The organism is Aquirufa sp. A-Brett2-15D (assembly GCF_054558735.1).
The window spans coordinates 284,633-307,255 of record NZ_JBSKFT010000001.1; the positions used below are offsets into that span (position 1 = coordinate 284,633).

Annotated in this window: 17 protein-coding genes; 11 read left to right on the forward strand and 6 right to left on the reverse strand. The window is 37.4% G+C overall.

Going from position 1 to position 22,623, the window contains the following annotated elements:
* Window positions 1-153: 153 nt before the first annotated feature.
* From ACST14_RS01290 to ACST14_RS01325, 8 genes are all read left to right on the forward strand, one after another.
* A complete protein-coding gene (locus ACST14_RS01290; protein WP_459459772.1) occupies window positions 154-723 on the forward strand; it encodes an RNA polymerase sigma factor in 570 nt (189 codons plus the stop codon).
* Window positions 724-951: 228 nt separating this feature from the next.
* Complete coding sequence (locus ACST14_RS01295; protein WP_459459774.1) at window positions 952-3,978, forward strand: SusC/RagA family TonB-linked outer membrane protein; 3,027 nt, start codon at window positions 952-954, stop codon at window positions 3,976-3,978.
* Between the two features lie 24 nt (window positions 3,979-4,002).
* Complete coding sequence (locus ACST14_RS01300; RefSeq protein WP_459459776.1) at window positions 4,003-5,679, forward strand: RagB/SusD family nutrient uptake outer membrane protein; 1,677 nt, start codon at window positions 4,003-4,005, stop codon at window positions 5,677-5,679.
* A gap of 69 nt (window positions 5,680-5,748) precedes the next feature.
* The gene (locus tag ACST14_RS01305) at window positions 5,749-6,783 is read left to right on the forward strand and encodes a DUF6807 domain-containing protein (protein WP_459459778.1); all 1,035 of its coding nucleotides are present in this window, start codon (window positions 5,749-5,751) and stop codon (window positions 6,781-6,783) included.
* A gap of 68 nt (window positions 6,784-6,851) precedes the next feature.
* Window positions 6,852-8,276, forward strand: a complete 1,425-nt coding sequence (locus tag ACST14_RS01310; protein WP_459459780.1) for an MBL fold metallo-hydrolase RNA specificity domain-containing protein — start codon at window positions 6,852-6,854, stop codon at window positions 8,274-8,276.
* A 29-nt stretch (window positions 8,277-8,305) separates the two neighbouring features.
* The gene (locus ACST14_RS01315) at window positions 8,306-9,262 is read left to right on the forward strand and encodes an acetyl-CoA carboxylase carboxyltransferase subunit alpha (protein WP_459459782.1); all 957 of its coding nucleotides are present in this window, start codon (window positions 8,306-8,308) and stop codon (window positions 9,260-9,262) included.
* Between the two features lies 1 nt (window position 9,263).
* Window positions 9,264-9,890 carry an HAD-IA family hydrolase gene (locus ACST14_RS01320; RefSeq protein ID WP_459459784.1) on the forward strand — a complete coding sequence of 209 codons (627 nt, stop codon included), beginning with the start codon at window positions 9,264-9,266 and terminating at the stop codon, window positions 9,888-9,890.
* Complete coding sequence (locus tag ACST14_RS01325; protein WP_459459786.1) at window positions 9,880-10,452, forward strand: 1-acyl-sn-glycerol-3-phosphate acyltransferase; 573 nt, start codon at window positions 9,880-9,882, stop codon at window positions 10,450-10,452. The genes ACST14_RS01320 and ACST14_RS01325 overlap by 11 nt, the downstream gene beginning before the upstream one ends.
* Here the strand turns inward: ACST14_RS01325 and lpxB are convergent.
* Together lpxB and ACST14_RS01335 are read right to left on the reverse strand one after the other, a co-directional pair.
* Window positions 10,428-11,510 carry a lipid-A-disaccharide synthase gene (gene lpxB, locus ACST14_RS01330; RefSeq protein ID WP_459459788.1) on the reverse strand — a complete coding sequence of 361 codons (1,083 nt, stop codon included), beginning with the start codon at window positions 11,508-11,510 and terminating at the stop codon, window positions 10,428-10,430. The two genes, ACST14_RS01325 and lpxB, sit on opposite strands and share 25 nt — an antisense overlap.
* Window positions 11,510-11,932 (reverse strand): 6-pyruvoyl trahydropterin synthase family protein, encoded by a 423-nt coding sequence (locus ACST14_RS01335; RefSeq protein WP_459459790.1) that lies wholly within the window; start codon window positions 11,930-11,932, stop codon window positions 11,510-11,512. Before ACST14_RS01335 ends, lpxB begins: the two co-directional genes overlap by 1 nt.
* 115 nt (window positions 11,933-12,047) lie before the next feature.
* Between ACST14_RS01335 and rfaD the strand changes: the two genes are divergently transcribed.
* Window positions 12,048-13,013: an ADP-glyceromanno-heptose 6-epimerase gene (gene rfaD / locus ACST14_RS01340; RefSeq protein WP_459459792.1), complete on the forward strand. Its 966-nt coding sequence runs from the start codon at window positions 12,048-12,050 to the stop codon at window positions 13,011-13,013.
* Here rfaD and ACST14_RS01345 read toward each other — a convergent pair.
* The 4 genes from ACST14_RS01345 to ACST14_RS01360 are packed head-to-tail and all read right to left on the reverse strand — an operon-like array spanning window position 12,994 to window position 18,713.
* On the reverse strand, window positions 12,994-13,977 hold the full coding sequence (locus tag ACST14_RS01345) for a glycosyltransferase family 2 protein (RefSeq protein WP_459459794.1): 984 nt from the start codon (window positions 13,975-13,977) through the stop codon (window positions 12,994-12,996). The two genes, rfaD and ACST14_RS01345, sit on opposite strands and share 20 nt — an antisense overlap.
* Before the next feature lies 1 nt (window position 13,978).
* Window positions 13,979-15,262, reverse strand: coding sequence for a glutamate-1-semialdehyde 2,1-aminomutase (gene hemL, locus ACST14_RS01350; protein WP_459459796.1), 1,284 nt, complete (start codon window positions 15,260-15,262; stop codon window positions 13,979-13,981).
* 1 nt (window position 15,263) lies between these two features.
* A complete protein-coding gene (yidC, locus tag ACST14_RS01355; RefSeq protein WP_459459798.1) occupies window positions 15,264-17,057 on the reverse strand; it encodes a membrane protein insertase YidC in 1,794 nt (597 codons plus the stop codon).
* 6 nt (window positions 17,058-17,063) lie between these two features.
* Window positions 17,064-18,713, reverse strand: coding sequence for a CTP synthase (locus ACST14_RS01360; protein WP_459461235.1), 1,650 nt, complete (start codon window positions 18,711-18,713; stop codon window positions 17,064-17,066).
* A 103-nt stretch (window positions 18,714-18,816) separates the two neighbouring features.
* On the opposite strand from ACST14_RS01360, the gene ACST14_RS01365 reads away from it, so the two are divergent.
* Together ACST14_RS01365 and ACST14_RS01370 are read left to right on the forward strand one after the other, a co-directional pair.
* A complete protein-coding gene (locus ACST14_RS01365) occupies window positions 18,817-22,140 on the forward strand; it encodes a UvrD-helicase domain-containing protein (RefSeq protein ID WP_459459800.1) in 3,324 nt (1,107 codons plus the stop codon).
* On the forward strand, window positions 22,133-22,621 hold the full coding sequence (locus tag ACST14_RS01370; protein WP_459459802.1) for a C40 family peptidase: 489 nt from the start codon (window positions 22,133-22,135) through the stop codon (window positions 22,619-22,621). The genes ACST14_RS01365 and ACST14_RS01370 overlap by 8 nt, the downstream gene beginning before the upstream one ends.
* The last annotated feature ends 2 nt before the right edge of the window (window positions 22,622-22,623 follow it).

Sequence of the window (22,623 nt, forward strand, 5' to 3'; positions counted from 1 at the left end):
AAACTTTTTTAAAATGTAAACGTTTCCGTAAACGTTTACGGGAAATAATTTAATATTTTCTTCAATATTTTATACAATATTCTTTTATATTACTCGAGTAGTATATCCGTATTTATAAAAGATAATACTATTGTACAATTTTAGATCAAATTTATGAAGAAGTCCATTAATGAAGTAGAGGTTTGGGATCAGTTTAGATCTGGTGATCAACAAGCGTTTACCATTTTATATTCCCATTTTGTTCAACCTCTTTATACTTACTGTATGGGGATTACTAGTGATAAAGATTTGATTAAAGATAGCTTACATGATTTGTTTGTAGAGATTTGGAAGAATCATGCAAGTCTTGGGCCTACGACAAGTGTAAAATTTTATTTGATGGCTTCTATTAAACGAAAGATTATTCGCTCTTTAGAATCACAATTAAAGAATCAAAATCACCATGATCTTTACCAATATCAATTTATGGAAGATATGCCTTCGCCCGAAAGACAATTAGTTATGGTAGAAGAGGAGCATATGTCTCATAAAACGATGTATCAAAGCTTAAGTAAATTAAGTAAGCGTCAAAGAGAAGCGATTACCTTGAAGTATTTTGAAAATATGGATACGGATCAAATTTCTGAGCAAATGAAAATTAACACGCAATCCGTTTATAATTTGATTTTTGGGGCACTCAGAGTTATGAAAGAGCACATGACTTCAAAAGCTTATGCTTGTTAATATTGAATAATTATAAGAAATATTTGAGTAAATCGTATAGTATTTTTGCTTTTCGGCATATAGAATCTTAATAAGATTGAAATGTTATCGAAAAGAATGAGCTGGATAAAGAGATTAAAAATAGTAAATAAGTACCCAATTAAACCCTTAAGATTATCTCATCAAGAATGCAAAGCCTTGTGGGATAGGATACAAAAGACTTTGCAAACAACTTAATTTTTTAACCCAATGAGAAAAAAATTACTTTCTAAAGTGCTCCTTAGCTGTGTAATGCTGTTATTGAGTATTCAAATTTTTGCCCAAGATCGGACGGTCTCAGGTAAAGTAACGTCATCTGACGATGGTTCTGGAATTCCAGGAGCAAGTGTATCAGTTAAAGGAACTTCTAAAGGAACGACAACTGATGCGGATGGAAACTTTAAAATCACAGTGGGTAGTTCTGCTGTTTTAGTTTTCTCTGCTGTGGGATCTAACTCACAAGAAGTAGCAGTAGGATCTAAATCACAAATTAATGTGGCTTTAAGTACTGATACGAAATCATTACAAGAAGTAGTGGTCGTAGGTTATGGTACGCAAAAGAAAAGTCAAATGACGGGAGCTATTTCTTCTGTCGGAGCTAAAGAGATTCAGGAATTACCTATCACAAATGCGCGTCAAGCCCTACAAGGTAGAGCAGCAGGTGTGGACGTAGTTCAGCCGGGTTCTAAGCCGGGGGCTGGTCCACAAATTCGTATTCGTGGTCGTCGTTCATTCAACGCATCCAATGATCCATTATATGTAGTGGACGGTATTCCATTATCAAGTGGTATCGATGATATCAACCCGAACGACATTGTTTCGATGGAGGTATTAAAGGATGCGTCTGCAACAGCTATTTATGGTTCAAGAGGAGCTAATGGTGTTGTTATCATTTCGACCAAGCGTGGAAAGGCTGGTGCAACTGTTGTTTCGGTAGATTCGTATTATGGCTTTAACCAACAGTTAGGAAAAATTGGTGTGATGAACGGTTCTCAGTATGCTGAATATAAGCGCGAGTCTCGTCGTGCAGTAGGTCAGTATCCATTAGGAGCTGCTACACCTGCAGATGATGCAAAGATTTTCGAACCACGTGAATTAGCCAGTATGGCTTTAGGACGTTCAACTGATTATGTGGATGGGATGTTGCGCACGGGGGCTATTCAAAGTCACCAAGTTTCCGTTTCTGGTGGTAGTGATAAGACAACTTTCAATATTTCGGGTAACTTCTTCCAAGATATTGGTGTTGTTCAATCTCAGGATTTTTCTCGTTACACATTCCGCGTTAATTTAGATCATAAGTTTAATGATAAAGTCAAAATTGGTTTATCAACTTTAATCGTTAACTCGATTCGTAATGGAGAAAACTTAAATCATTTGGCGGGTGCAATGCAGGAGAATCCATTAGGAGAACCTTATGATGCAAATGGAAATTTAGTTTTCTTACCTACAAACGATGGTTTACGTACGAATCCATTTTCTGAATTAGTTCCGGGGGCGAATCTGGATGATAATAAGCGTTACAGAACTTTCAATAGCTTATTTGGTGAGTGGGACATTGCGAAAGGTTTAAAATACCGTGTGAACTTTGGTCCAGATTTAACAGTAGGTAGAGCTGGTCGTTTCATCGGGGCTTTTACAAATAATAACCGTGGTGGTAATGCAACAGGTAGCATTAATGAGCAATTCTTGTTTAACTGGACGTTAGAGAATATCGTAACGTACAATAAGAAATTCAAAGATGTTCATAACTTGAATTTAACAGGTTTACAATCTATTCAACGTGATCGTGATGAGCGTACATCTATTTCGGTAAATGGTATTCCAGCTGAATCAGCTTTATATCATCGCTTAGGTGATGCGAATCAAATTACGGGTGCAAATACTGATTTGATTGAGTGGACGCTACTTTCTTACATGGGTCGTGTTAACTACGATTACAAAGAGAAGTATTTATTTACGGCTACTGTTCGTATGGATGGTTCATCTCGCTTTGGTACAAATACGAAATTTGGTATTTTCCCTTCATTCGCTTTAGGATGGAATATGTCTGAAGAGCCATTTATCAAAAATATTTCTGCTATTGATCAAATGAAGTTACGTGCTTCTTGGGGAGCCATTGGTAACCAAGCGATTACGCCTTATCAAACGCAAGCTTTGTTAGGTCGTACGGCTTATGCTTGGGATAATACGGCTGCTTATGGTTATCGTCCTAATTCAATTGGTAACCCTGATTTACGCTGGGAAACTTCTACAACATCCAATGTTGGTTTAGATTTTAGCTTTTTCCGCGGTAAAATTTCTGGTTCTGCAGAATACTATGTAACAAACACAACTAATTTGTTAGCTCCACAGCCACTTCCTACCTCTATTGGTTTTGGTGGATTTACAACGAACGTAGGAGAGACTCAAAATACAGGTATCGAATTAACTATAAATACAGTTAATATGGACCGTGGTGGATTCCAATGGACATCTGATTTTATTTTCAACCGCAATAGAGAATCAATTGTTTCCCTTGCGAACGGCAAAGTAGATGATGTGGGTGCAGGTCGTTTTATTGGTCAGCCACTAAGTGTATTCTTCGATTACAAGAAAATTGGAATCTGGCAAACAAATGAAGCGGATGCTGCAAAGGCATTTGGTGATAAAGTGGGTCAAATTAGAGTAGAAGACTTCAATGGCGATGGTAAGATTAATGCGGATGATCGTCAGATATTAGGTTCTGCTGTGCCAGCCTTTACGGCCGGTTTAACTAACCGTTTCTCTTATAAAGGGTTTGATCTTTCCTTCTTTATTTTTGCGCGTGTAGGCCAATTAATTCGTAGCCGTTTCCATGATAACGTTAATCAGTTAGCTGGTCGTTATAATAACTTGAATTTGAATTATTGGACACCTAATAATCCAACGAATGAATTCCCTCAACCAGTTGTTACACAGGAATTCCCTAAGTATGGTAGTGCTTTAACTTATTTTGAAGGTTCATTCTTTAAAATTCGTAACATCAATATTGGTTATAATTTACCTGATAATATTGCTAAAAAACTGAAGATGCAAAGTGTTCGGGTTTTTGCTAGTATTCAACAACCATTGATCTTGGCTGAGTATCGTCAAAAATACAAAGGTATCGACCCGGAGACTTTTGTTGATGGTGAGCAAGGTGTAGGTGGTGGAGAGGTTAATGCGAACGTATCACCGGCAACAAGTGTGACTACGTTTGGAATAAACCTTAAATTTTAATCAAATTAATTAAATAGTATAGATATGAAAAGCTTTAAAATTTTTAGAAAATTAAGAGTTTTAGCAAATATTGGTTTGATTGGAGTAGTTACTTTGAGTACTCAATCATGTAATGATTTGTTAACAGAGAATGTCGTTTCGAGGATTGGTAATGATTATATCAATACAGCGAAAGGCTTAAATGATGCGACCAGTGCTGCATATTCAACTATGCGTTCTTGGTACGGAACAGAACGTGGAATGAATTTAACCGTTTTTGGTACGGATTCTTATCAGAATGGTGCTGATGGAAGCTGGAAATTCATGAATACGTATACGACTGATTTTGATACTAGAAATGGCCTTGTTTCTGAGGTATGGACAGATTTTTATCAAGGAATCAATACTTGTAATGCAATTATTGAACGTGCTCCTAAAGTAGTAGGTTTGGCAGAAATAACTAAGAAGCAGCGAATTGCTGAGGCTAAGTTTATTCGCGCACATCACTATTTTATATTTACCCAATTATTTGGTGGTGTTGATTTGCGTTTAACGGAGACTTTAGCTCCTACTAAAGTTGTTAAGCGTAGCACTGTTGCTGAGCAATATGCTCAAATCATTAAAGATTTAACTGAAGCCTTACCTGATTTGGAGAATAAGGCAAGATCGGTTGATTATGGACGTATCACACGTGCGGGTGCAGAGCACTTATTAGGTCGTGTTTATTTAACTAAGGCTACTTCAGCTGCTAAAGCAGGGGATGATTATGCTAAGGCAATTGCGAGCTTTAAGAATGTAATTTCAAATTATGGAATCTCATTGTTACCAAACTTTGCTGACGTACATAAACAAGGAAATGAATCTAATGGAGAAGTTATTTGGTCTGTTCAATACACACGTGATCCTTTAACAAATGCTGGCGGTAATAATGCTCACGTATTTTTTGGTATGGAGTATGATGTATTGCCTGGGATGCAGCGTGATACAGAAAATGGTCGTCCATTTAAGCGTTATATGCCTACGAAGTATACCTTGGATGTCTTATTCAAAGACAGAGAGAATGATAGTCGTTACAAAAAAACGTTTAAGGACACTTATTTGTCTAATAAGCCAGGTACTTACAATACAAGTTTTGACCCATCAAAGAGTACAGTTACGTATGCGCTAGGAGATACGGCTATTTATTTGCCAGGTTTTGATATGTCTTTAGCGGATAGAGCTAAAAAGAAATACCAAGTACTTATTCCATCACGTTATGATGAGCGTATTTTCTTAGCTATCAATAAGCATTTTGATGGTGGTCGTGTAGACCGTACTCAGTTTGAAGGTGGACGTGATTTCATTGCGTTTCGTTTAGCTGACACCTATTTGATGTTAGCAGAGGCGCAATTTTTCTCTGGCGCAACTGCTGACGCGGCTACTAGCTATAACGTAATTCGTAAACGTGCGGCATGGCCAGGAAAAGAGTCTGCTATGCTAATTACGGCTAGTGACTTGAATGTGAATTTTGTGATGGATGAGCGTGAGCGTGAAATGTTAGGTGAGCAATCTCGCTGGTTCGATCTAGCCCGTTGGGGTAACTTAATTGAGCGTGTTAAGCTTCACAATCCACAAGCTGCAGGATCTATTAAGGCACATCATATCTTGAGACCTATTCCTCAAATACAGATTGACAGAGCTGAAGGTACTTCTAGCAGTTTTCCTCAAAATCCAGGTTACTAGTTTGAATTTGATTTCCTAATTTTAATTCCGAAGGTCATTTGGCCTTCGGAATTTTATTTACTAAGCACTATGAAAAAGATATTAACCTTATGTTTAGGACTTGTTGGATTTAGCTCGATAGCTCAAAATCTTCCAGTTTCATTTAAAAACGGTAATACGTCTGTCGATGTTTCGATTGGAGGAAAGCCATTTACCTCCTATTTCTTTCCAGGTGAAAATGTGTTGAAAAAGGCCGTATTATTTCCGTTGATTTCTGCCCAAGGTACGACTATTACACGTGGTTATCCGATGGCTCCACGCGCTGGAGAGCGAGTAGATCATCCACATCACGTGGGTATGTGGTTGAATTACGAGGATGTGAATGGTTTTGATTATTGGAACAATTCAACGAACATCGTAGCCTCTTTACAAAATCATAAGATGGGAACGATTGTTCACTCTTCGATTGTAAAGCAAGATGCAAAAAAAGGTTTACTTGTTGTTTCAGCTGATTGGATCGACAATGACGGTAAAGGTCAAAAGGTTCTTCAAGAGAAGACTACCTATGTTTTCTCTGGAACGGCAGATTCAAGAACAGTAGATCGCATTACGACCTTAACAGCTGTTGCGGATCAAGTTTTATTCAAAGATGTGAAAGATGGAATGTTCGCTATCCGTCTAGCACGTCAATTAGAAATACCTTCTAATAAGCCGGATGTATTTACAGATGCTCATGGAGTGGAGACTAAGGTTCCTGTTATGGATAATACGGGTGTTTCTGGGGACTATTTAAGCTCGGAAGGAGTGAAAGGCGAAGCAGTGTGGAGCACGCGCGCTAAATGGATGAATTTGCACGGTGAGATGGATAATCATTCAATTTCGGTAACTATTTTTGATCATCCTTCGAATGTGTCTTATCCTAGCTATTGGCATGCACGCGGGTATGGTTTGTTTGCGGTGAATCCTTTAGGGGCTAAGGTATTTAGTAATGGTAAAGACGTGCGTAATTTGACTTTGAAGAAAGGGGAGTCTGTTACTTTTAGATACCGTACTTTAATTTCAGATCGCTTAAATTCAAAAGAGGAATTGGACAAAATTCAAGCGGAATTCTCTGCTTCGAAGTAATTTCTAAAAAAATACTCTTATTTTTGTAAGGTAAAAGGGGCTCATGCAGCCCCTATTTTCTTTTTTCTATGCAATTATCCTTTTTAGGAGCCGCTCGTCAAGTAACAGGAAGTATGTTTCTGTTAAAATTAGATGACGGCTATCAAATATTAATCGATTGTGGAACGGACATGGAGCGTAAAATCGACTTCGATGAGCCAGTGGAGCAAAAATCCTTTTTCCCTTTTGATGCCTCCTTAATTAATTTAGTCATTCTTACGCATGCTCACATTGATCACTCAGGCAATATTCCCATGTTATTTAGGGAAGGTTATGAAGGTCAAATAGTATGTACGCCTCCTACAGCCGATTTATCAGAGTTATTGTTAATGGATTCAGCTAGTCTTCATCTACGAAGACTTAGGGCCGCACAAGGGGAGAGTCGCAAGAAGCATAAGCAAATGGATCGCTTATTGCGAAAAGGCGATTTGTATCTACAAAAAGACGTAGAGAATGCCATGGAGAATTTTGTAACTCTCCAATTTAATCGAAGATTTATTGTATTTCCCGGCTTAGAAATAACGTTTGTACCTGCTGGTCACTTATTAGGAGCTGCGCACGTGCTTATCGCGGTTACTGAAAATGGGGAAACTAAAAAAATCGGCTTTAGTGGCGATATTGGTCGTGCAAATTATCCTTTGCATATTGATCCTCAGCCTTTTCCAGAAGTGGATTACTTAATCTGTGAAACCACCTATGGGAATCGTATTCATGCGGATAAGGATAGTCCGATGGATGCTTTGGGAAAAGTGATAAAAGAGACCTGTATCGATCGTCCAGGTAGATTAATTATTCCAGCTTTCTCTGTGGGCAGAACACAGGCTGTTTTATATACGTTGAATAAATTAATCGAAGAGCGTAATTTTCCAGCTGTTCGTGTATTTACGGATAGCCCGATGGGACGAAGCTCTACTAAGATTTATTCTAAATATTTATCTTATTTAAATCCTGAGGCTCGTGAATTCCATAAGGAAAACGATGAGTTATTCGATGTTGATAATTTAATTTTCCTCCAAACGGAAAAGGAAAGTAAGGCTATTCGTGATTACCGCGAGCCGTGTATTATCATCTCTTCATCTGGAATGATTTCTGGGGGTCGAGTAGAGCAACATATTGCCGATAATATTTCTAATTCTTATGCTACGATTTTGTTAATTGGTTATTCCGCTGAAGGGACTTTAGGTCGTCAGTTATTAGCTGGTGCGGATGTGATTGTAGTAAAAGATCGGGAATATAAGGTGAATGCCCAAATTCGTAAAATAGACGTTTTCTCTGGTCATGCTGATCAGACGGGTCTTTTGGATTTCGTTAAGCAACAAAGTCCTAAGAAGCTAAAGAAAGTGTTTCTATCGCATGGGGAAGAGGAAAGTATGCTTGAGTTTTCTTCCATCTTGAATGGATTAGGATTTAATGATGTTATTTTGCCTCACAAAGAGGAGACTTTCGAGCTTTAATTTTATTTTTGTATTAAAATTTACCCCTTATGAAAACATTATTGGAATTTGAGAAGCCTATCGCTGAGTTGGAAGATAAATTGATTGAGATGCGTAAGCTTGCATTAGATAATAATGTCGATGTGACGGCTACTGTTGCCTCTTTGACAGAAAAGATTTTAGAATTGAAAAAGGAAACATTCTCTAATTTGACGCGTTGGCAACGTGTTCAATTATCAAGACACCCAGATCGTCCTTATACCTTTGATTATATTGAGCACTTGTGTGATGAGTTTATTGAACTTCACGGTGATCGTTCTGTAAAGGATGATAAAGCGATGGTAGGTGGTTTTGGAAGTATTGATGGGGAATTATCAGTCATGTTTATAGGACAACAAAAAGGTCGTAATACGAAGGATCGTCAATACCGTAATTTTGGTATGCCTAATCCCGAAGGGTATCGTAAAGCACTTCGCTTGATGAAGATAGCGGAGAAATTCAATAAGCCTATCGTATGTTTAATTGATACACCGGGTGCTTTTCCTGGTTTAGAAGCAGAGGAAAGAGGTCAAGGCGAGGCAATTGCTCGCAACATACGCGATATGTTTATGTTAAAAGTTCCTGTTATCTGCGTGATTATAGGTGAAGGGGCTTCGGGTGGCGCTTTAGGAATAGCTGTAGGTGATCGTGTGTTGATGATGGAGAATACGTGGTATTCTGTTATCTCTCCTGAATCCTGTTCCTCTATTTTGTGGAGAAGTTGGAATTATAAGGAGCAAGCTGCGGAAGCATTGAAATTAACGGCTAATGATATGTTAGCTAATAAATTGATAGATGGTATTATTCCTGAGCCTTTAGGTGGGGCGCATCTTTGTCCTGAAGAAGCTGCTGCGACTTTAAAAGCAGTAATTAAGAAGGAATTAGCTATTTTAAGTGCATTGGATCCTGCCACGCGAATTAGTCAACGTATTGATAAGTTTGGGGCTATGGGAGAGGTGATCGAATAAGATGGCGAAGGCTATTATTTTTGATTTAGGCAATGTCTTGTTGCCCATTGATTTGAATTTAAGCTATGAGGCTTTTGCCTCCTATTCAAGCTATAATTCCACAGATATTGCTCAGAAAATTCTAGATAATCAGTTGTGGGTTCCTTATGAATCAGGACTTCAAAGTGACGACGAATTTCGTGATTTTCTTCGCTTGCATTTAGACCTCACTATTTCTGATTCCGAATTTGATGAGGCGTTTTCAGCTCTTTTACTAGATTTTCATGTAGGAGTTTATGATTGGATTCGCTCTTTAAAGGTAAAATATAGACTTATTTTATTAAGTAATACTAGTTCCATTCATGCCGAAAGTTTTACTCAGGTTCAGCTGGGATCTGAAGGTCAAAATTTATTCAGTTTATTTGATCAAGTCAATTATTCATTTGAAATGGGCTTAGTAAAGCCTGATCCATTGATTTATTACCAAGTCTTACAGGTTAATAGCTTGGTAGCGGAGGACGTATTGTTTTTTGATGATAATCTAGCTAATATTAATTCAGCTAAGGCCATTGGAATAGATGCTTACTTGATTGATCCAAGTAGAGATTTTACCCAAATTCAACAAATTTTAGATAGATATGTTAATTAGTAGCCCCATTTTCGATGTTTTATTTAAGCTAGCTGGTTGGAAATTAGCAGGTGCAGTTCCTCGTGATTTAAAGAAAGCGTTGGTTATTGTGTGTCCACATGCTACCTGGGCAGATTTTCCGATTGGCTTGGGAGCTAGATCTTTATTAAAAATACCTATTTTATTCTGGGGTAAGAAGGAATTGTTTGAAGGACCATTTGGGGGGATTTTTAGGTGGTTAGGGGGGTATCCAGTCAATAGGGGTACAAAATCGAACTTAGTTGATGCGATAGTTGATATATATAATGCGAAAGATTCTTTCTATGCGGTTTTAGCTCCGGAGGGCACGCGAAAAGATGTTCAAGAATTAAAAACGGGTTTTTATTATATCGCTGATGGGGCAAAGGTGCCACTCATTATGATTGGCTTTGATTTTGTCAATAAAGAAATTAAAATTAGAGAACCCTTTTACACCACAGGGGATTTTCAAAAAGATAAAATCGACATAGCGCGTTATTATCAATCCATACCCGGTGTTCAGAAATCTTGGATTAAGAATTATTTAGCAGACGCCGCTGAATAAATTAATTGTGCGGTTTTCTTCGAGGCCCCAGCATCACCGACTAATTCTTGTAGTTGTTTGTAATCAGCTATTTGTTGCTGGTACTTTATTCCTTTGGTTAAAAGTTCACGTAACCAGGATGTCATGTGATCTACCGAGAATTTGGCTTGAATTAATTCAGGTACCGCTAATTTATCTAAGATGATATTTACCAGCGATATGTATTTAATTTGAATAACGATTTTGGCCAAAGAATAAAACACCCAATCTGTCTTATAAACCACTATCTGTGGCGTATTTAATAAAGCTGTTTCTAAAGTGGCTGTACCCGATGTAACTATGGCTATTTCTGCTTGTTGCACGATATCATAGGTCTGGTCAAATAAAACCGGAATATGGGTTTGATACAGTTCCTTCCAATCTGATAAACCCGCAATAACAAACGAAAGATCAGGATTAGCCTTTGCTAAAGACTCAAATAGGGGTAGAGCCGATTTGATTTCTTGTTTACGACTTCCAGCTAGTAAAGCGATATATTTTTTACCCTTTAAGGAAAAGGTAGTATTTGGTTTAAATGCTTGAATGGAATCTTGAAGTGGATTTCCCACATATTCCGTGGGTATTCCTGCCTCGCGGAAGATCTTTAATTCAAAGGGGAAAATGACATATAAATGATCGATCCATTTCTTTAATTCATCTACCCGACCTTTATTCCAAGCCCACACTTTAGGAGCGATATAAAAATGTGTTTGAAAGCCTTTTTTCTTAGCGATTTTAGCCGCTTTTAAATTAAATCCACCGTAATCAATAAATATAACGGCATCGGGTTGAAAGGAGTCAATTTGTTGAGTAAAGGTTTTAAATAGACCTTTAAGGCGTTGGAGATTTTGAATTACCCCCAGTATTCCCATAATCGCTAATTGATTATGGTGTATTAAAATGTCTGCTCCTCGAGCTGCCATGGAATCCCCTCCCCAGGCTTGAATAACGGCCTCTTTATCCAGTTGTTTGATTTCTGAGATAAGATTAGACCCATGAAGATCCCCCGATTTTTCTCCTGCTAGGATGAAGTATTTCATTAGTTTTCTCCGAAGTATTCGACAGAATTCTTGTTGGTTTCTATTAAATGAATTTTGTGTAAGGTAGCAGATGTAGAACTAGCTAAAATTTTAGGTGCTAAAATTTTCCAAAATTCCATCACTAGAATCTCACAGCTAGCTAATTTTCCTTCCATAAAGTCCACATCCAAATTTAGGTTTTTATGATCGACTTTATCAATGATTTCAGATTTTATTAAATCCCCTAATTGCTTTAAATCATAGGAAAAGCCAGTATCTGGATCTGGTTTGCCTTTAACAGTCACAATTAATTCAAAATTATGACCATGCCAGTTATTATTAGCACAAGGCCCAAAAACCTCTTGATTTTTCTCTTCTGTCCAAGCTGGATTGAATAGGCGATGTGCCGCGTTAAAATGTTCCTTGCGGATGACGTATACCATTGTTTTCAGTTTTTGTGAAGGGACCCTGGGAAAACAATAGCAGAGTTCCAATAATTGTACAAAGTTAATAAACCTTCCGGGAATCTGTGTAAATTTGTTTTTTAATACTTCTTCTATGATCATTGTTACGGGCGCCGCAGGCTTTATTGGTAGTTGTTTAATTCAAAAATTAAATGAATTGAAATTCAGGTATATCATAGCTGTGGATGATTTCACTTCTGATGAAAAGAACTTGAATTTAGCTGATAAGGCCATAATGGAACGTGTAGATCGGACGGATTTATTTACCTGGTTAGAGAAGAACAATAGGGAAGTAGAATTCTTTTTTCATATTGGGGCTAGAACGGATACGACGGAATTTGATACGCGTATTTTTGATGAACTTAATTTAGATTATTCTAAGAAGGTTTGGGAAGTGTGTGTGAATTATCAAATCCCGCTTGTTTATGCAAGTTCTGCTGCTACGTATGGATTAGGTGAGTTAGGTTACGATGACGATGAATCAGTCATCCCGCAATTGAAACCCCTCAATCCTTATGGAGATTCTAAAAATGAATTTGATATTTGGGCTCTAGCTCAAGCAAAGAAGCCTTTCTTTTTTGCTGGCCTGAAATTCTTTAATGTTTATGGCCCGAATGAATTTCACAAAGGTCGTATGGCGTCTGTTATTTGGCATGCTTATCGTCAAATTCAATCGAATGGTTCTTTAAAACTTTTTAAATCCCATCGGGATGATTATGCAGATGGCGAACAGATGCGTGACTTTATTTATGTGAAAGATCTAATTGATGTTTGCGTTTATTTTATGGAGCATCGGAAGAATTCCGGTATTTATAATTTAGGTACGGGTAAAGCAAGATCATTTAATGATTTAGGGAAGGCCACTTTTAGTGCTTTGGGATTAGTTCCTTCTATAAATTACATCGATACACCTGAAGATATTCGGGATAAATACCAATATTTTACCGAAGCTAATATGGCTAAATTGCGTTCTATAGGATACAATAAGGAATTTACGAGCCTAGAAGCAGGAGTAAAGGATTACGTTCAAAACTACTTAGCTAAGCAGTTGTATTATTAAGGAGTTTCTTCCAACCTTCTTCCGCAAATCCTTTTCCATACGCAAATAGTTGAATATTCGCAGCAAAGATGGAAAGTATGGCAATCTTAAAGCTTTTCGTGCTAAATAACGCAGCTATAAAGAGGAGAAGGCTGTAAGCGAAAATTCCCATTAAGAGTAGTAGTCCATAATCGGGCAATGCTATCAGTGTTAATCCAGTGATTAAATAATAACAGAAAAATAGAAAAGGGAAGAAGTGTACGGGTTTTAATTCTTGAGGGAAGAATCGGCTAATGTTAATGCGCGCGCGTCCGAAGAAATGCAATTGATTGTAAAATTGCTTAAAATCAGTTCTCCTCTTGTGATAGATAAATGCTTTCGAGATTAAACCTGATTTAAAGCCCATTGAAATACACCGAATACTGAATTCTATGTCTTCGCCCATGCGGGTTATTTTAAATCCACCAGTGGCTTCGTAGACCTTTCTAGCGATCCCCATATTAAAACTTCGTGGGTGAAATTGTCCACCTATGTTTTTTTCCTTTCCGCGGATACCTCCTGTAGTAAAAAAAGAAGTCATCGAATAGCTGATGGCCTTTTGAATAGGACTAAAGCTAGGATGATCCTGATCCGGCCCTCCGAATAAATCTAATTTTTCCGTTTTAACGGCTTTATCTACTTCAATTAAGTAGTTAGGTTCTAGTAGAGCATCTGAATCTAAGATGATAAAATAATCCCCTTTAGCTCTTTCGAAGGCATAATTACGGGCAAAACCTTGTCCACCGTTTTCTTTTACATGATAAGCGAGCGGAAATAATTTTGCATACTTTTCTACTATTGAAGCGGCATCCTCTGTGGATCCGTCTTCTACGACAATAACTTCAAAATCTTTGAATTCTTGTGTTTGGATACAAGCTAACAGTTCGTCCAACTCAGCTGGTCGGTTATAAACGGGAATAATCAGGCTGTAGGCCGGAGTTTTCATGTTATAAGGAACGAAGTGTTTCTTTGCTTGCAGATATGATCTGATCGTATTCCGAATCCCCTAAAGCGGTTGATAAGAACCAAGATTCATACTGTGATGGAGGAAGATAGATTCCTTTAGCCAACATACCTTTAAAATACTTTCCAAATAGGGCTGTATCAGAGGTTTTAGCATCGTCAAAATTACATACCTCTCGATCGGTAAAGAATAGGGTAAACATCGATCCGATTTGATTGATGGTATAATTTAGGCCTATAGATTTTAAGTCTGAAGACATAGCTTCTTTTAAAGCTGAACCACGGGCAGCTAAAGTAGAGTAGATGGCTGGATTGTCTGTTATCAAGTTTAACATGGCTAACCCCGCAGTGGTTGCTAAGGGATTACCTGATAAAGTACCCGCCTGATACACCGGGCCTGCAGGAGCAATCATGTCCATTATTTCCGATCTTCCACCATAGGCTCCTACCGGAAGTCCACCACCAATAATTTTACCTAAGGTGGTTAAATCGGGTTGAATGCCGGCTAATCCTTGGTATCCGCTAGCAGAGAGACGGAATCCCGTCATCACTTCGTCAAATATAAGTAGAGCACCGTAATGTTGACATAATTTTTGAACGCCGGCTAAAAAGCCTTCTTTGGGAATAACTAAACCCATATTACCTACCACCGGTTCTATAATTACGGCAGACACCTCAGAGGAATTAGCCTTAAATAGATTCTCTAAGCTTTCTAGGTTATTATAAACAGCCGTTAAGGTATCGCGCGCAGTGGAAACAGTCACACCTGGACTATCCGGAGTTCCTAAGGTAGCTACTCCAGAACCAGCAGCAATTAAGAAAGAATCCCCGTGTCCGTGATAACATCCTTCAAATTTGATAATCTTATCTCGCTTTGTATAGGCTCTTGCTAATCGAATAGCAGCCATGGTAGCTTCTGTGCCTGAATTCACTAAACGAACCTTCTGAACGGAAGGAATCATGGAAGTGATCTTTTCAGCGATCAATACTTCATTATAGGTAGGGGCGCCAAAAGAAAATCCATTAGCCAAAGCCTGACGTACAGCCTCTTCGATTACGGGATGTGCATGTCCTAACAGCATGGGGCCCCAAGAACCGATAAGGTCTATGTAGGAATTGCCATCCACATCATGTAAATAGGCGCCTTTAGCTGATTTAATAAATACAGGATTACCGCCTACAGATTTAAAGGCACGAACAGGTGAATTAACCCCACCTGGAATTAATTCTTTGGCTCTCTCGAAATAAGCTGAGCTTAAAGTATTCATCTTATTTTTTCTTCTTAGGATTCTTAGGTGCCGCTTTTTGTTGTTCTTCCATTGTCTTCAATTGTGTTTGAAGGTATTGAGAGAACTTGGATTTTTTAGGACCACCGCCGGCTGCTATTTTTAAACGATTAGCATCTAATAAAGATTTGATCTTATCTTCATTCACAAACTTACGAATCGCTAATTGTTGTCCGATCGTTACTAAGTTAGAAACGAAATAATAGAAACTAAGACCCGCAGGGAAGGAGTTCATAACAAACATAAAAATGACCGGTGTAATATAGGCCATCATCTTCATATTGATAGGTTGCCCTGGTTGATCGGGTGTAATTTGATTATTATAATAACCGTAGGCTAACTGTGATACGGTCATCAATAAACAGTATAAACTGACGTGGGATCCATAGAATGGAATCGCAAAGGGTAACGTGATAAATGAATCGTAAGTGGATAAGTCATTAGCCCATAAGAACGATTCTTGACGTAGATTTATCAAATTAGGGAATAACATAAACACGGCCATCAAAACTGGCATGGTAGCAAGAACAGGAATACAACCACTTAATGGGTTAACGCCTACCTCGCCATATAACTTCATCGTTTCCTGTTGTACACGCGCTGCATCATCTCCAATTTTCTCTTTTATTGCTGCTATTTCTGGAGCTAAAATACGTGTCTTAGCCATGGAAACGTATGATTTATATGTCAATGGCAATAAAGCTGTTTTGATAATTAGCACTAAAACGATAATTAATAAACCATAATTATTGAAAAGGCTTTCTAAGAAACCAAATAGGGGAAGAAAGATATATTTCGTAATCGGCAACAGAAAGTCATAACTCAATTTAACATTTTTGCCAAACTCAGGTGCCTCTACTTTATTAACGATTTCATAATCATTAGGGCCAAAATAGAATTGAAAGGATGATTTACCTGCAGATAGATCTTGAGCTGATGCGATTAATTGTGCGTCTAGTGTTTTAATATTAACACTATCTGTCATATTAGGCGTAGCAGTCAATGCTGCAGATTTGAATGTAAATCCTTGCGGAATGATACCTGATAAGAAGTACTTCTTTTTAAAACTGATCCATTTAGTGCTCTTGTCTAAATTTTCATTCGTCACAGAACTAGTGTTCTCAGATAGATAATCAAATTCATCATCTTCCGTTAGCAAATAATTAATCGTTGCTTTGCGTTCTTCCGTGATGTCCTTTTCTGTTTGGTGAACTTGTTCTTTCCAATGAATAAAATAATCTCCTCCAGTAATGCTTACAGATTTAGCATCTAATTGATAATCTACTAAAAAACCACTTTCTGGTAGGTTATAGCTAGATTTTATAGCCTGGCCATTCGCTAAAGTACCAGAAAATTCTACTTTATTTCCTGTTTGAATACCGCTGAAATCTAGAGTAGATACATTGATTTTTCCTGCACTCGTAGGTAAAACGATAGAGAATTCATCACTCGCAGCATTATATAAATACAATCCGTCTTTTTTACCCGCATCGAAAGTAGCAAAGCTCTTGTAGTTTTTTAATTGAACCGAAACTAGTTTAGCACCTTTAGAAGATATTTTAACAACAATATCTTTGTTTTCTAGCGTAAATACCTGTTCTGGTTTTGCAGAACTGTCGATAGTAGCCTTCGTAGTTTCTTTTTTTACGGCTACTACTGCTTTTAGAGCAGATACTTTAGGCGTAACTACAAGTTCTTCTTTAGGGGCAAAGAAATATTGGTAGCCTAACAGCATACCCATAATTAATACAATACCCGTGATGGAATTTCTATCCATGATTTATTATTTTGAATTTTTGATGAATGGAACAGCGTGTTGATGAGCTGCTTTAACAAATTGCACAAATAGGGGAGCTGGACTTTCTACCGTTGATTTATATTCTGGGTGAAATTGAACTCCCACAAAGAAGGGGTGATTCTCGATCTCTACTATTTCTACTAGATTAGAATCTGGATTCATTCCGGAAGTAATTAAGCCAGCTTTGTGGAAACGCTCGAGGTACTCATTATTAAATTCGTAGCGATGTCTATGTCGTTCTTGGATTAATGACTTACCATAGATTTTATAGGCCAAAGTCCCTTTTTCAATCTTACAAGGATAAGAGCCTAAACGCATGGTTCCGCCTTTTTCCGAGATTTCTTTTTGCTCTAACATTAAATTAATAACAGGATCAGGGCTATCAGGATTCATTTCAAAAGAATGAGCTTCTGTCATTCCCATCACATTACGAGCAAATTCAATAACAGCACATTGCATACCTAAGCAAATACCTAAAAAAGGTATTTTGTTTTCACGGGCATATTTCACCGCATTAATTTTTCCTTGAATTCCTCTTTCGCCAAAACCCGGCGCAACCAATATTCCATCTAATCCCGCTAAAGTGTCCGAAACGTTTTCAGCGTCCATGGTTTCAGAGGATATCCACTGCAAATTTACTTTGATATCATTAGCTGCTCCGGCATGAATAAAGGATTCAGCAATAGATTTATACGAATCTTTAAGTTCTACGTATTTTCCAATCAGACCTATATTTATTTCAAACTTCGGATTCTGTAATTTCGTCAAGAAGTTAGTCCAGTTTTTAAGATTAGCCTCCTTATCGTTATAGATATCTAATTTATATAAAACACGACTATCTAATCGCTCATTCTGCATTAAAAGTGGTACCTCATAAATAGTAGAGGCATCACGTGCTTCAATTACATCTGCTTCAGAAACGTTACAGAATAGCCCGATTTTTTTCTTCATTTCCTGAGGAATCGGATGCTCTGTACGGCAAACTAAAATATCAGGTTGAATTCCAGATTCGGATAATTGTTTTACACTATGCTGGGTAGGTTTTGTTTTTAATTCCCCTGCAGAAGCTAAATAGGGAATTAAGGTCAAATGTATAAATAGCGTGTTTTTCTCTCCCAAATCCCATTTTAACTGGCGAGCTGCTTCGATAAATGGCAAAGATTCTATATCACCTACGCATCCACCAATTTCTGTGATGACAATATCGTATTTACCTGATTCTCCTAAAATTAAAATATTGCGTTTAATTTCATCTGTAATGTGAGGAACCACTTGAACAGTTTTCCCCAAATAATCACCACGACGCTCTTTAGTAATCACATTGTGGTAAATACGACCTGTTGTGATATTGTTAGCTTGACTCGTAGGCGTATTTAAAAAACGCTCATAGTGGCCTAGGTCAAGATCGGTTTCTGCTCCATCATTCGTCACATAGCATTCGCCATGTTCGTAAGGATTCAGCGTGCCTGGATCGATATTGATATAAGGGTCAAACTTTTGGATTGTACAGGTTAGACCTCGCGCTTGAAGTAGCTTAGCTAGAGACGAGGCAATGATGCCTTTTCCTAACGAGCTTGTTACACCACCCGTAACAAAAATGAACTTAGATTTCTTGGGATTCCCTTTACCAGACATTGAAAGAATTGTTGATTTGGTTACGGGAAACAAAGATAGTGAAATAAAAGCATACCGAATTAATCCTATTTTTATTTTATCTTGCATTCTTAATAATATTTGAATGAAACCTCAACAAATTACGCTCTTTTCAGCTTCAGCGGGATCAGGTAAAACCTATACCTTAACCATTGAGTATATCAAGATGGCGCTCTGTGAGGTAGAAACGAAAGGATATTTCAGACGTATTTTAGCTGTCACTTTTACCATAAAAGCGGCAGAGGAAATGCGCCAAAGAATTTTACATTTTTTAGCAGGTTTATCCGATTATCCCAAATTTGAACATACATCTATTACCGAACAGCCTAATGTTGTGGCTATTTTAGAAAAAGTTCAATCGGAATTAGCCGAAGACGGTATTCATTTATCGTATGAAGAATTAGCCTTACGGTCAGCGACAACCCTGCAGCAAATCTTACAGGATTACGGATTGTTTTCTGTAATGACGATTGATTCTTTTGTCCAGCGCCTAAGCGCGTCTTTTGTGGATGAATTAAATTTGCCCACTCAATATGAGGTTTTATTGGATTCGAATGGACTTATTCATGAATTGATTAATCAACTTTTAGAACAAGTTAACAGTACAGGGGATCAAGAATTAAGTGAATTGATATTATCTTTTGCAAATCAGGAGATTGCGGAAGGTCGAAATTGGAATCACATGCGCGAAAACCTTCATTCCTTCTTGAAGATAACGTTAGAAGAAAAATTTCTGGCGATTGAACCTCAATTAGCTCCTTTCCAAACCAGTGATTTTCTTCGATTAGAAAATCAATTGCGCCAAACGATGGAGCAGATGGTTATAGAGGTAAAAGAAATAGCTCATTCGTTTTTGGAAACTATTTCATCCATAGGTGTAGAAGATTCGATGTATTTCCAAGGTGCTAAAGGCCCTATTGGAATTATGAAATCGATTTATGCGAAGCCAGAAGTAGCGGATAAACCTTATGCCTACCTTCGTTCCGCTATTGAAAATAACACGTGGACATCTTCTAAAGCTTCCACTGCCGACAAGTTTTTGATTGAAAGCAATTCCGCCGATTTATCTAGACTAGGGACCCAATTTTTGAATCTGCAAGACCTCTATGGTAAACGTTATCGTTTTCTACATTGGGTTTTAAAGGATTTGAAAAAAATCGCCTTACTTAATTTGATTCAGCGAGAAATGCGTTTGTATCAGCAAGAAAATGCAGCTATTCCGATATCAGAATTTTCGAAAAGAGTATATGAGGTGATTTCAAATGACCCGATTCCATTTATTTATGAGAAACTGGGGGATCGTTATTTTCATATTTTCATCGATGAGTTTCAGGATACGTCTATTTTGCAATGGAAGAATTTTATGCCGCTAATTGAAAATGCTACTTCTATCGGAAAGCGTAGTTTATTAGTGGGAGATGCGAAGCAATCTATTTATAAGTTTAGAGGTGGAGAAGTAAGCCTTATTGCCTCTTTAGCCACACAAGATCCTTCTTTAGTTTCTAGTCATTTTATGGAGGATTCATTAGATGAACAGCGTTTTGATTATTTGTTGAATCAAATAGGGCCCAAAGCTTTGAATGATAATTACCGTAGCTCTAGGGAGGTGGTTGAATTCAATAATGCGTTCTATCATTCTTTAACTGAGAATGATAAGGTGCTTACTTTATGTCCTTTAATTACTCCTTTGTACGGACTTAATTTAAAGCAAAATGCGAAGGTCGCTGCGTCAACATTTAATGGAAAAGTGGATTTATTAGTATACCATAAATCGAAAGAGACCTATGGATTTACTGAGCCTGAGCATGAATTCATGTTTGAGCAGGTATTAAATTTGATTCAGCAAAATCGTGACAAAGGATTTAGATACAAGGACTTAGCTGTATTAACTAGGAAAAATAAACATTCGCGTTATTTAGCCTTGCGATTAAAGGAGAAGGGTATTCCTGTTATTTCATCTGATTCCTTATTAGTTCATTATTCGCCTATTGTTGGTTTTTTATTGTCATTCTTAGCCCTATATGAGAATCCGAAAGAATCACTTTATTTATATGAGCTACTCTATCAATATGCCGAAATACAAGGACAACAAGTCACTCAGGAAGAGGTAGATTATGTAGCTTCTTTACCAGGGGATTCCGCTTTATTTAATGCTACAATTTACTTCCAACAAAAAAATATTAAAATCCCTGATTTTTCAGATCTACTACATTGGGTTTATGATTTAGTATCTGCTTTTGACTTACTAAATCACGCTAGTGGTCAGGAATACCTCTGGAAATTTTTAGATGTATTAAATGAGTATGTTCTTTTAAAGGACAAATTGATAGCTGGCTTTTTACAACATTTTAATCAAAATAGAAATTCGTATTGCATTTCTAGTTCTAATGTGGATGATGCTGTAACGATTTCAAGTATTCATAAATCGAAAGGTTTAGAATACCCAGTTGTAATTGTCCCTTTTGTTAATTGGACTTTTCAAGCTGATTCAGAAAAGATTTGGTATGAACTAGGGGAGGAAGAATCTTCGGATTTAAGGATGGGGGATGAGAGACGCTTACAACAGGTGTATGGTCGAGTAAATTCGCCGGAAGTTTTAGCTTTTCCAGCTTTAGCAAATCAGACACAGGCGGAGAAAGAAGCTATTTTCTTAGATGCTTTAAATATGCTCTATGTAGCCACGACACGTCCTAAGCAATCATTACATCTTTTATTGACAGTCCCTGATCCAGAAATGCACAGTAAGACTATTTCAACCTATGAGAATTCGGTAGGAAAATTAGTGTATGATTACGCTCTATCAGTAATGGGGCCAGCTACTTTAATTCCTAATTTCATGGGTGAGACACCCTGGAACATGTCTTATTTTTCTTTTTCAGACTCAGCGCTTATTCCTTTCTTAAATCATGATCAATTAAATTCAATAGAAAAATGCGTTCGAATTCAAATGGGTGAAGCAATTCCACCTATTCACTTCCGGATAAATACAGCAAAATCCGATTTATATACTTCAGCTTCTAAAAAAAGAGAAATAGGAAATCAATTGCACGATTTATTAGCGCAATTGCCTGATATGGATTCTTGGCCTGCATTACGTGCTAAATCTTCTTTAGATGTATCTTTATTAGACGCCTTATTAGCGATTCCTAAAGTTCAATCTTTCTTTAATAAAGATCAGTTAGTCTTTAAGGAAGTAGATTTATTGTGCCCTGACGGAAAAATAATTAGGCCGGATCGGGTTAATAAGGTAGATGGCGCTTTACAAGTTATTGATTTTAAAACAGGTAAGCCTAAACTAGAACACCACGATCAAATAAACCGATATAAGCAAACTTTGGTTTCCATGGGCCATCAGGTCACAGAAGGGGTTTTGATTTATGTAGAATCTAAAGAATTAGTCTATGTTTAAGCGAATACTTCTGTTAAGTTTCATCGTATTAATTGTAGACTCTTGCTCGTTTGTGAAGCGTATATTTCATCGTTCTGGAGCCTCTTATTACAGTTCCGCTGAGATAAAAGGAATCATTAAGGAGGCTAAGAAGTTCAAAGGGGTTCCTTATAAATATGGAGGAATAGACTCTAAAGGAATGGATTGTTCTGGTTTACTATATACTGTTTATTTTAAAAATGATGTTAAAATTCCTCGTGTATCAGTAGATCAGGCTGATTTTGGCACTGAAGTTTTACTTAACGATGTGGAATTAGGGGATTGGGTATTTTTTGCGACTGGTAAAATAGGTTTGATTAGTCATGTTGGATTAATTACCAAAGAAAAGCCCGATATAACATTTATCCATGCTAGCACTACCTATGGTGTAAGAGAGGACCGACTAATGCAAAAATTTTGGCTCGATAAGATTGTCAAAATAATACGTCCATTTAAAAATTAATA